The sequence below is a fragment of the Marivita sp. genome (assembly GCF_017643905.1).
In the GTDB taxonomy this organism is placed as follows: Bacteria; Pseudomonadota; Alphaproteobacteria; order Rhodobacterales; family Rhodobacteraceae; genus Marivita.
This window is the reverse complement of record NZ_JAEPMO010000147.1, coordinates 1-10,239: the sequence shown is the minus strand read 5'-3', so window position 1 is coordinate 10,239 and position 10,239 is coordinate 1. Positions and strand designations below refer to the sequence as shown.

The 10,239-nt window shown below is 61.1% G+C and carries 10 protein-coding genes; 3 read left to right on the top strand and 7 right to left on the bottom strand.

All coding sequences use genetic code 11. From position 1 onward, the window contains the following. The 3 genes from JJ869_RS18975 to JJ869_RS18965 all read right to left on the bottom strand — a co-directional run. Positions 1–2,510: FAD-dependent oxidoreductase (locus JJ869_RS18975; RefSeq protein ID WP_292269555.1), on the bottom strand; the 2,510-nt coding region annotated here is incomplete at its 3' end. Positions 2,511–2,578: 68 nt separating this feature from the next. Further along, on the bottom strand, positions 2,579–2,908 hold the full coding sequence (locus tag JJ869_RS18970; protein WP_292269553.1) for a sarcosine oxidase subunit delta: 330 nt from the start codon (positions 2,906–2,908) through the stop codon (positions 2,579–2,581). 11 nt (positions 2,909–2,919) lie between these two features. After that, the gene (locus JJ869_RS18965) at positions 2,920–4,164 is read right to left on the bottom strand and encodes a sarcosine oxidase subunit beta family protein (RefSeq protein ID WP_292269551.1); all 1,245 of its coding nucleotides are present in this window, start codon (positions 4,162–4,164) and stop codon (positions 2,920–2,922) included. A gap of 184 nt (positions 4,165–4,348) precedes the next feature. On the opposite strand from JJ869_RS18965, the gene ccmI reads away from it, so the two are divergent. From ccmI to JJ869_RS18950, 3 genes are read left to right on the top strand one after another with little or no spacing between them, the layout of a single operon-like run. Further along, positions 4,349–5,578, top strand: a complete 1,230-nt coding sequence (gene ccmI / locus JJ869_RS18960; RefSeq protein ID WP_292269549.1) for a c-type cytochrome biogenesis protein CcmI — start codon at positions 4,349–4,351, stop codon at positions 5,576–5,578. 4 nt (positions 5,579–5,582) lie between these two features. Continuing rightward, entirely contained in the window at positions 5,583–6,059 is a 477-nt protein-coding gene (gene ruvX, locus JJ869_RS18955) for a Holliday junction resolvase RuvX (RefSeq protein WP_292269547.1), read from the top strand. 14 nt (positions 6,060–6,073) lie between these two features. Continuing rightward, positions 6,074–6,304 carry a DUF1289 domain-containing protein gene (locus tag JJ869_RS18950; RefSeq protein ID WP_292269544.1) on the top strand — a complete coding sequence of 77 codons (231 nt, stop codon included), beginning with the start codon at positions 6,074–6,076 and terminating at the stop codon, positions 6,302–6,304. Between the two features lie 90 nt (positions 6,305–6,394). Here JJ869_RS18950 and JJ869_RS18945 read toward each other — a convergent pair whose 3' ends face one another. The 4 genes from JJ869_RS18945 to dusA all read right to left on the bottom strand — a co-directional run bounded on the left by JJ869_RS18945 (position 6,395) and on the right by dusA (position 10,021). Beyond that, positions 6,395–6,853: a hypothetical protein gene (locus tag JJ869_RS18945; protein WP_292269542.1), complete on the bottom strand. Its 459-nt coding sequence runs from the start codon at positions 6,851–6,853 to the stop codon at positions 6,395–6,397. Between the two features lie 101 nt (positions 6,854–6,954). Then, positions 6,955–8,058, bottom strand: a complete 1,104-nt coding sequence (locus JJ869_RS18940) for a calcium-binding protein (RefSeq protein WP_292269540.1) — start codon at positions 8,056–8,058, stop codon at positions 6,955–6,957. Positions 8,059–8,222: 164 nt separating this feature from the next. Next, complete coding sequence (locus JJ869_RS18935) at positions 8,223–8,885, bottom strand: hypothetical protein (RefSeq protein ID WP_292269539.1); 663 nt, start codon at positions 8,883–8,885, stop codon at positions 8,223–8,225. Between the two features lie 116 nt (positions 8,886–9,001). Continuing rightward, positions 9,002–10,021 carry a tRNA dihydrouridine(20/20a) synthase DusA gene (gene dusA, locus JJ869_RS18930; protein WP_292269536.1) on the bottom strand — a complete coding sequence of 340 codons (1,020 nt, stop codon included), beginning with the start codon at positions 10,019–10,021 and terminating at the stop codon, positions 9,002–9,004. Positions 10,022–10,239: the final 218 nt, after the last annotated feature.

Sequence of the window (10,239 nt, the reverse complement as noted above, 5' to 3'; positions counted from 1 at the left end):
TCCCAGAACGCGCGGCCCAGATTGGCCGGAACGGCGATTTCATAGCTGAGTTCACCCGAGAACGAGATGCGATAGGCCCGCACGGGGAAGCCACCCAGTTCGCCGTCTTTCCACTCCATAAAGGCCAGCGCCTCTTTGGACACATCCATGCCGCCCAGCTTTTCCAAAAGCTTACGGGCGTTGGGGCCAACGACGGCGACCTGTGCGAACTGCTCTGTGGCGTTGACGGTCCAGACCTTCCAGTCCCACCATTCGGTTTGCAGCCATTCCTCCATATGGGCATGGATGCGGTCCGCGCCGCCGGTGGTGGTGTGGCAGACGAACGTGTCCTCGTCGATCCGCGCGACCACGCCATCATCGGTCAGGAACCCGTTTTCGGTGCACATCAGCCCGTAGCGGCACTTGCCCGGTTTCAGCGTGCTCATCATGTTGGTGTAGAGCATGTCGAGGAAGCGGCCCGCGTCCGGCCCCTTGACGATGATCTTGCCAAGGGTCGAGGCGTCTAGCAGGCCGAGGCTCTTGCGGGTGGCAAGCACTTCGCGGTTCACCGCGTCATGCACGCTTTCGCCCTTGCGCGGGAACGCATAGGGACGCCGCCAATGGCCGACCGGTTCCCAATGCGCACCGTTTGCTTCGTGCCAGCCGTGCATCGGGGTCTTGCGGATCGGCTGAAAAATCTCGCCGCGCGCTTCACCGGCGATCGCACCCATCGAGATGGGGGTATAGGGCGGGCGGAAGGTGGTCGTGCCGACGCGCGGAATTTCTTCATCCAATGCATGAGCAAGAGTCGCGAGTCCATTGATATTGCTGAGTTTCCCCTGATCGGTCGCCATGCCAAGCGTGGTGTACCGCTTGGTATGTTCGACCGACTCGAACCCTTCCTGCGCGGCCAGTTGCACGTCAGAGACTTTCACGTCGTTCTGGTAGTCCAGCCATGCCTTCATGCGCAGCTTCTTCTGCGCGCCCTGCGGCATCATCCAGACCGGAACAAGCGGCGCTTCATCGGGCGCATCGCCGCTTGGCGCGGCGCTGTCACCCTCTTCAGCACCGACACGCCCTGCGGCGGTTTCTCCAGCGTTCGCAGCGTTCTGCAGCACGTCCTTGAGGTGGAACGCACCATCGGCAGCACCGGAGGCGATGACAAACGGGTTGCCGTCATGGCTTGTGGGCGCGCGGTCGTGATCGGGACGGAAGGCGGCCTGATCGGCATCCCATGTCAGCTTGCCGCCGCAATGGGACCAGAGATGCACGACGGGCGACCAGCCGCCGGACATGGCAACGGCATCGCAGAATATCTCTTCCAGCACTTCGCCTTCGCCCGCCTGCACGCCACGACACACCGAATGCACACGTTTCGCGCCTTTGACCTTGACTGCTGCCGCGCCGGTTTCAACGCGGATACCCAGCGCCTTGGCGTCGTCCATCAGCGCACCACCACCCTGCGGGCGGGCGTCGAGGATCGCTGGCACCTTGAGGCCCGCCTGCACCAGCACAATCGCGGTGCGGTAGGCGTCGTCATTGTTGGTGACCACCACGGTGCGGTCACCGGGGCTGACGCCGTAGTTCACAAGGTAGTCGCGCACGGCAGACGCCAGCATCACGCCGGGAATGTCGTTGCCTGCAAAGCTGAGCGGACGTTCGATGGCCCCGGTTGCGGTGATGATCTGTTGCGCCCGAATGCGCCACAGGCGGTGGCGCGGGCCAGCGACTTCGGGCGCGTGGTCGGTCAGGCGTTCGTAGCCCAGAACGTAGCCGTGGTCGTAAACCCCTGCACCCATGGTGCGGGTGCGGATCTGTGCGTTGGGCAACGCCTCAAGCTCGGCACGGGCTTTCTCGACCCAAGCCTCGGGCGGCATGCCGTCGATCGTTCCACCGTCGACAGGCGCACGGCCACCCAGATGCGGGGTCTGTTCCAGGAGCAGCACCTTGGCCCCGGCGCGGGCCGCGGTCAGGGCGGATTGCAGACCGGCCACCCCGCCACCGATCACCAGCACATCGGTGAAGGCGTAGAAATGCTCATAACGGTCTTCGTCGCGCGCTTCGGCATCGGGGGCTTTGCCCAGACCGGCGGAGTGGCGGATGAAGGGCTCATAGACCCATTTCCAGAACGGGCGCGGATGGATGAACATCTTGTAGTAGAAGCCCGCGCTCAGGAAGCGGGCGAGCACGTTGTTCACAATGCCGATGTCGTAATCGAGTGACGGCCAATGGTTCTGGCTGGTGGCGGTCAGGCCGTGGAAAATCTCGGTCGTCGTAGCGCGCTGGTTCGGTTCAAGCTGATTGCCAGTGCCGAGATTGACAAGCGCGTTGGGTTCCTCGGATCCCGACGCCACAACGCCGCGCGGGCGGTGGTATTTGAAGCTGCGCCCCATCAGCATCTGGTCATTTGCCAGAAGCGCTGAGGCGAGCGTGTCGCCCTGGTAGCCCTTCATCAGGGTGCCATTGAATTTGAAGGACACAGGCCGGTTGCGGTTGATCAGGCGGCCCTGGGTTTGAACGCGGGTGCTCATAAGTCAGACCTTGGCGCTGGCGGAGGCGTCGGAGCCTCCGGCGGGAGTTTTCTTGGCAAGATGAAGGGTCATGCGATGTCCCTCCATTTGAATCCGGGGCGTTTGGCGCGGATGGTGTCGAGGATGTCTTTCGGCGGTTCCGTCGTCTGGGCGCTGTAGGTGCCGAATACTTCGAGCGTGTTCGTGCAGCGCGCCGCGTGGAACCACTTGCCGCAGCCGTTCACATGCCGCCAGCGTTCGAAATGCACCCCCTTGGGGTTTTCGCGGTGGAACAGGTATGCGGTGAAGTCGCTGTCGTCGGAGCCGGGACCAAAGCGTTTCAGATGCGCTTCGCCACCGCCATGCAGTTCAGTTTCTTCAGCGGCCACGCCGCAATAGGGGCAGGTGATCAATAGCATGTCTTTACTCCCTAGTGCGCAACGCCAGCGGCGACGGATTCATCAATGAACCGGCCCTCGCGGAAGCGGTTGAGGCCGAATTCTGCGGTGAGCGGCGAGTAGCCCTTGGCGATCAGCTCGGCCATGCCCCAGCCGGAGCCAGGGATCGCCTTGAAGCCGCCGGTGCCCCAGCCGCAGTTGATGAAGCAGCCGTCGAGCGGCGTTTTCGACAGGATGGGCGAGCGGTCGCCGGTCATGTCGACGATCCCGCCCCACCAGCGCAGCATTTTGAGGCGCGAGATCATCGGGAAGGTCTCGATCAGGGCGCGGACGGTTTCCTCGACATGGTGGAACGACCCGCGCTGGGTGTAATTGTTGTAGCCGTCAGCACCGCCGCCAATGACCATTTCGCCCTTGTCGGATTGCGACATGTAGCCGTGCACGGTGTTGGCCATCACGACCACATCCATGCAGGGCTTGATCGGCTCGGACACCAGCGCCTGGAGAGCCACGGATTCGATGGGCAGACGGAAGCCCGCCATTTCGGCCAGTACGCCGGAGTGACCGGCGACGACAATGCCAAGCTTGTCGCAGTCGATCTCGCCCTTGGTGGTGGTGACACCTTTGACCTTGCCACCCTCCTGACGGATCGCGGTGACTTCACATTGCTGGATGATGTCCATCCCCATGTCAGAACAGGCGCGAGCATAGCCCCAGGCCACGGCGTCATGGCGCGCGGTGCCGCCGCGCGGCTGCCAGAGCGCGCCGAGGACCGGGTAGCGCGGACCTTTGAGTTCGATGATCGGGCACAGTTCCTTCACACGGGCTGGGCTGATGAACTGGGTCTCGACACCTTGCAGGTTGTTGGCGTGCGCGGTGCGTTTGTAACCGCGGATCTCGTGTTCGGTCTGGGCGAGCATCATCACGCCACGGGGGCTGAACATGATGTTGTAGTTCAGATCCTGTGACAGCGTTTCATAGAGAGACCGCGCCTTTTCGTAGATCGCGGCAGAGGGATCCTGCAGGTAGTTCGAGCGGATGATCGTGGTGTTGCGGCCGGTGTTGCCGCCGCCCAGCCAGCCCTTTTCGATTACGGCGACGTTCTTGATGCCGAAATTCTTGCCGAGGTAATAGGCGGTGGCGAGGCCGTGCCCCCCTGCCCCAACGATGATCACATCGTATTTCTTCTTTGGCTCGGGCTTGCGCCAGGCCCGTTCCCATCCGGTGTGGTAGCGGAGGGCTTCACGGGCAACGGCAAAGGCGGAATAGCGTTTCATGGGGCGCGACTCGAAGCTTGGGTGATTTGACGGATATGTGGACCGAACGGGGCGGCAAGCGGATACTCACAGCGCCCTTTTGACGTGATTTTGCGACATGGCGCTTTGTCACGGGGTTTTGCCCTTTTTTCAAGCGGCTTGCGGCTATACATGACGGTGAAACAGCTTGTGGATTTTGCAAACGATGACGTTTTTCTGGATCGCGACCGCTCTTCTTGCCATCGGCATGGCCGGCCTTTTGGCGTTGGCCCTGTTGCGGGGTCAGCGGCACACCGGTCCGGCAGAGGCGTTTGACCTGCAGGTCTACCGCGACCAATTGACCGAGGTGGACCGCGATCTGGCCCGTGGGGTGATTTCCGACGAGGATGCAGAGCGTCTGAGGACCGAGATTTCGCGTCGCATTCTCGTGGCGGATGCCAAGACGCAGTTGACCGGAGACGCCGGAGCGCAGCCGCGCTCATTGGGTCTGGTGGTCGCGGCGGTGATTGCGGCCACGCTCGTCGGTGGAAGCTACTGGCTTTATGCGCAAATCGGCGCTCCGGGCTATGGCGATCTGGGACTTGCCTCGCGGATGGAGATAGCCGAACTGGCGCGCCAGAACCGCCCGTCCCAGCAAGAGGCGGAGGGTCAGCTCCCGGCGACGGATGCAACCGAGATACAGCCGGAATATGCGGCACTGGTTCAGCGCCTGCGCAGCGCCGTTGCAGAGCGACCGGGCGATCTTCAGGGGCATGTGCTCTTGGCGCGGTCTGAGGCGGCGATGGGCAATTACGTGGCCGCCTACACCGCGCAGCAGCAGGTTTTGTCGATCAAGGGTGATGCGGCCACCAGCAAGGATTATGCAGACCTTGCGGACATGATGGTCTTGGCTGCCGGAGGCTACGTGTCGCCCGAGGCCGAGCGCGTGCTTGAAGCTGCCCTGACGCGTGAGCCGGATAATGGAGTGTCGCTTTATTACATGGGTTTGATGATGGCGCAGACCGGACGGCCCGATGTCGCGTTCCGGCTATGGGACCGGCTGCTGCGGCAAAGCCCGGCGGACTCGGCGTGGCTGCCCCCGATCCTGTCGCAGATCGAGGAAATGGCCTTCCGCGCCGGGATTTCCGATTACCAGGTGCCTACGATTGCCGGACTGCCCGGACCCAGCGCCGACGATGTCGAAGCCGCAGGCGAGATGAGCGCCGAGGACCGTCAGGAGATGATCCGCGGCATGGTCGCGCGCCTGTCGGACCGGCTGGCAACAGAAGGCGGCACACCAGAGGAATGGGCACGGCTGATCTCCTCATTGGGTGTTCTGGGTGACGAGGCGCAGGCGATTGCCGTCTGGAATAACGCACAGGAAGTCTTTGCCGACAATCCTGACGCGCTTGAGGTCGTGCGCGAGGGTGCACGCGCCGCCGGACTGGTGCTGTAAGCCCTTGATTTACGAGGACATCTCTGAATTCGCCTCTGTGCTGCCGCCGATGCGGGCGATTGCGGGTCTGGATCTTGGCACCAAGACCATCGGGGTGGCCGTGTCCGACGGGATGCGCAGCGTGGCGACACCACTCGAGACCGTCAAACGCAAGAAGTTCGGATTGGACGCTGAAGCGCTGCTGACGATTCTTGCCAAGCGCGACATCGCCGGGCTGGTGCTTGGTCTACCGCGCAACATGGATGGCTCAGAAGGCCCGCGCTGCCAGTCCACACGGGCCTTTGCGCGGAATTTCGCGGCGCTCTGGGACCGTCCGATCACTTTTTGGGACGAGCGCTTGTCGACAGTTGCGGCAGAAAGAGCACTGCTGGAGGCGGATACGTCACGAAAGCGTCGCGCAGAGGTGATCGACCACGTGGCCGCAAGCTATATCCTGCAAGGGGCGCTGGACCGGTTGCGCCATATTCAGTCGCACGCATGAAGGAAGCCGCACCGATGAAAGACGACATCTGGAGCCGTGACGAGATCGAAAGCCCCTGCGTGAAGATCTGCGTGGTGCATCCGGAAAGCCGTCTTTGCACAGGATGTCTGCGCACCATCGACGAGATCGGCGCATGGTCGCGGATGTCGCCCGAGGCCCGCCGCACGGTCATGGCGGAACTGCCGTCGCGCGCGGGGCAACTGACCAAGCGCCGCGGCGGACGCGCGGCCCGGTTGCTGCGCTGACCTACCCTGTTCGGCAATTTTCGAACGCAGACAAAAAACCGGGGCCATTGGCCCCGGAGGTTCTTTTGATCGTCGACGTAAATCTCGTCTTCAGTCCAGTTCGAGCACACAGGTGCAGAATTGTTTCGCCTTCCAATGGGCCTTTTTGCTGACCTGAACATTGTAAAGGATCTGGTAGGTGTGATCCTCTTTCTCGAGACAGCAGGCCGTCACTTCGACATCCTTGGGCGCCGTGGCGCAGAAATTGCGGCCAAGGTAATACATGTCAGGCTGCACATCCGCCGTGAACATGGCGCGGCGGTGACCGTTTTCATCGGTGACGCATTTCACCTTCGGACACGACACCGGCGCCGGTTTCGGAACGGCCTTGACCGGACGCGGTTTATCATCCGGGTCTTCCGGACTCTGCGGCGTCCCGTTCGGTGGCGTTGACGGTGGCGTCGACGGACGCTCGAAGGTCGGCTTGTCGTAGGTCGGCGGCTCTGGTGGCACATCGCGCGCGAACGCGGGAGACGCGATCAGGGCGAATATCAACAGGGCAAGTCTCATCTCTTTTCCCTTCGGGTACCGCTTACTCTGCGGCTATGCTTATCATGTTCCTGCGCCATTGAAAAATCACAGTTTTTGGCGCGGCATAAGGTTCAGGAAACTCAGACTGTGGGTTGCGCGATCGAAGAGCTTTCCACAACGAGGATTTGGTCAAGTGAGACCGGTCCCGCACCTGCAGAGACCACGACAACCGTCTGACCATTGAACTGGACCACACTGTCGCCTGTCACCCCGTCGGTTTCAATTGTAACCGATCCTGATGCAGAGGCGCCGACGGGTACCGATACAATCACCACTTCATCTGAATCGAAGTCGATGATTTCAGGAGCGTTGTTCGGGTCAACCCAAGTGCCGGTATAGAAGACGTCGTCGCCACCTTCACCAAAGGCGGTGTCGCCACTGCCCATCTGGATATCGTCATTGCCCTCGCCGCCCAACAGAACGTCAGGATCGTCAAGATCGCGCGCACTCACGATCGCATCGTCATTCCCATCCCAGATGCCAAAGAGTTGGTCGTCACCGGGGCCGCCGTCCAGCGTGTCGGAACCCGCGCCGCCGATCAGCGAATCGTCACCATCCCCGTCGACAAGACTGTCGTTCCCGGCATTGCCAAACAAGGTGTCGCTGCCGGGTCCACCGAACATGGTGTCATTGCCATCGCCGCCGGACAGCACGTCATTGTCCTCCTGCCCGTTGAGAAGATCGTTTCCGGCATCCCCGAAGAGCGAGTCATTGCCAAGCCCGCCAGCGATGATGTCATTGCCTGAACCACCGGCAGCAAGGTCATCACCCGAATTGCCTTCGACCGAGTCATTGCCTTCGCTGCCAAACACCTGATCATCGCCACCGCCGCCAAAAACGCTGTCGTCGCCAATTTGACCGTCTAGGATATTGTCGCTGGAGTTCCCGGTGATCTGATCATCACCTCCGCCGCCGACGACGGTCTCCGCTCCTGCGGTCGCTGTGATGCTGTCGCCACCCTCGGTGCCAAAGGCCACACCGTCGGATGTGACAATGCCGTCCGGATCGGAGCCACCGCCACCAGTTCCACCAGTGTCCGTGCCGCCAGTGTCCGTATCGCCCGAGCCAGTGCCGCCGGATCCATCCGTTGCGCCATCCGTATCGTCGTCATCGTCGCCCGAATCCACGAAAAGGCCTGCTGTCAGGCCAATGAGCGTGAGGGCCAAAAGTGCTGCGTATTCCATTGAACGTTAATCCCAAGATTACCGATTGGCGTTCAACTTACGCCCGGCCTAACCTGTCCCCATAATAAAATCGACAATTTGAACGAGATTGTTAGGAAACTCGCAACAGTTTCGACCGCGACCTGCGTATTGTCGCGGCAACCTCTTTTGAATGTGGCAACGCCTTATTTTTGCCTTATCCAGTCATGCCCTGATTCACGTGATTCAGGACGCAAATATGCGACCATTCGCCCGTCACGAGACGCAACTGAACCCTGCTGCCAAGGCGCGACGCCGTGCAACAGAAACGGGTTGAGTAAAACCGCCTCTCCCGGACGTGTAAAGAGCGGAATCCGTCGGCATGTCTCGAAAACGCGCTTTCGGGCCGTCTGGTAGACGTCCGTTATGTCGATGTACGGCCAGTCTGCTTCTGGCAAATGGCCCAAGGCCTCGATCATGCAGCTTTGAAGGATGAGATGGCTGCCCTCCCAGACCACGAGAGGGCTGGCTCCCGGCGAGGTCTCGGTGAGCGCCAGGCCGAGAATCCAATCATGCCTCTCGCGTAGATACCGCCGCTTTGGTTCTCCGTCGGCGATCAGACCATCCATGTGGGCAGCATCGCGCTTCAGGCGATATCCGAATGCCGCCTGCTTTTCGCCGGCGCGCGGTTGGGGATACCCCGGATAGATGATCGAAAGCTGCGCTGGATGCAGGTCATCTCTTGCCCCGATCCGGTCTTTGGCCGGCCCCGCGAGCGGAACTCCAGAGACAGAGCCGTTGGGACTCGATGGCAATGCATCGACACCGACAAACCAGGTGCCCTGGCATTGCAGCCATTTCGAGATCATCTCCGGATCCCGCGCGACCTTCTGAGCAACCACATGTGCCGCTTGCGCCCAGCGAAAGGTATCCGTGTGCCACCCGAAACGCACAAAGCCGCAATCCGGCCAATCCCTCAGCATCTTCAGCCCGTCATCGCGTCCGGCTGGCGCATCTGCTCCAGCGCCTCGTCAAGAAGCGCAACACCGGCACCCGGCCGGTTGGCCTTTTCTGACAACACCCGCCGCCATGTGCGCGCGCCCGGCTGCCCTGCAAAGAGCCCCAGCATATGGCGTGTGATCTGATGCAACTTGCCACCCTCATCCAGATGCATTTCGATGTAGGGACGCATCGCGTCAATAACATCTTCCCGCGACCTGCATATCGGCTGAACTCCAAACAGCCGCGCATCGACCTCGGACAGAATATCCCAGGGACGATGGTAGGCTGCGCGCCCAATCATCGCACCGTGCAAACCACGTGCAATCAGCGCCTCGGCAGCATCCAGGGTTTCGATACCACCATTGATCGACATCGGCATATCCGGAAAGCGGGCTGCCATGCGAAAGACAAGCTCGTAGTCCAGAGGCGGGATGTCCCGGTTCTCTTTAGGGGACAATCCTTGCAACCACGCTTTACGCGCGTGGATGATGAGGTAGTCGCAGCCGGCATCTGCAATCCGTTGTATGAAATCGGGCAGCACTGTTTCCGGGTCCTGATCATCAACCCCGATGCGGCACTTCACCGTAACCGGCACCGCAACAACGGCTTTCATGGCCGCGACGCAATCCGCCACCAGCGCTGGCGTCTTCATCAACACGGCCCCGAATGTGCCCGACTGAACCCGGTCAGACGGGCAACCAACATTGAGGTTGATTTCATCATACCCGGCCTCAGCCCCCATCCGCGCCGCCTCAGCCAATTCGCTCGGGTCCGAACCGCCGAGCTGCAGCGCCACCGGATGCTCCTCGCGACTGTGGTCAAGCAGATGCACCGCCCCCCCACGCACCAGCGCCGGGGCCGTGACCATCTCGGTATACAGCAGCGCCTGCCGACTGATTTGCCGATGGAAGAACCGACAATGACGATCGGTCCAATCCATCATGGGGGCGATGGCAAAAACCGGTATATTGAAATTATTGGAATTTTTATTTTTATCAGCCATTTATCGCTCAATCTTCAAGCCTGTTCCTGTCTCATTTGTTGTAAATCGCGCCCATTTCGGGTAGAATTTACAACAAATGGGCACCTCGATTTTTGACTGTTTTTGGGGCCATGCAGCGCTTCTCATGGCGTGATTCAAGCTGGAGGCCGTCATCTGTCGGCCCGGTATGCCCGGACGTTCGCGGCTCTGCTCCCATGACGCTCTGTCTTTCGACCTTT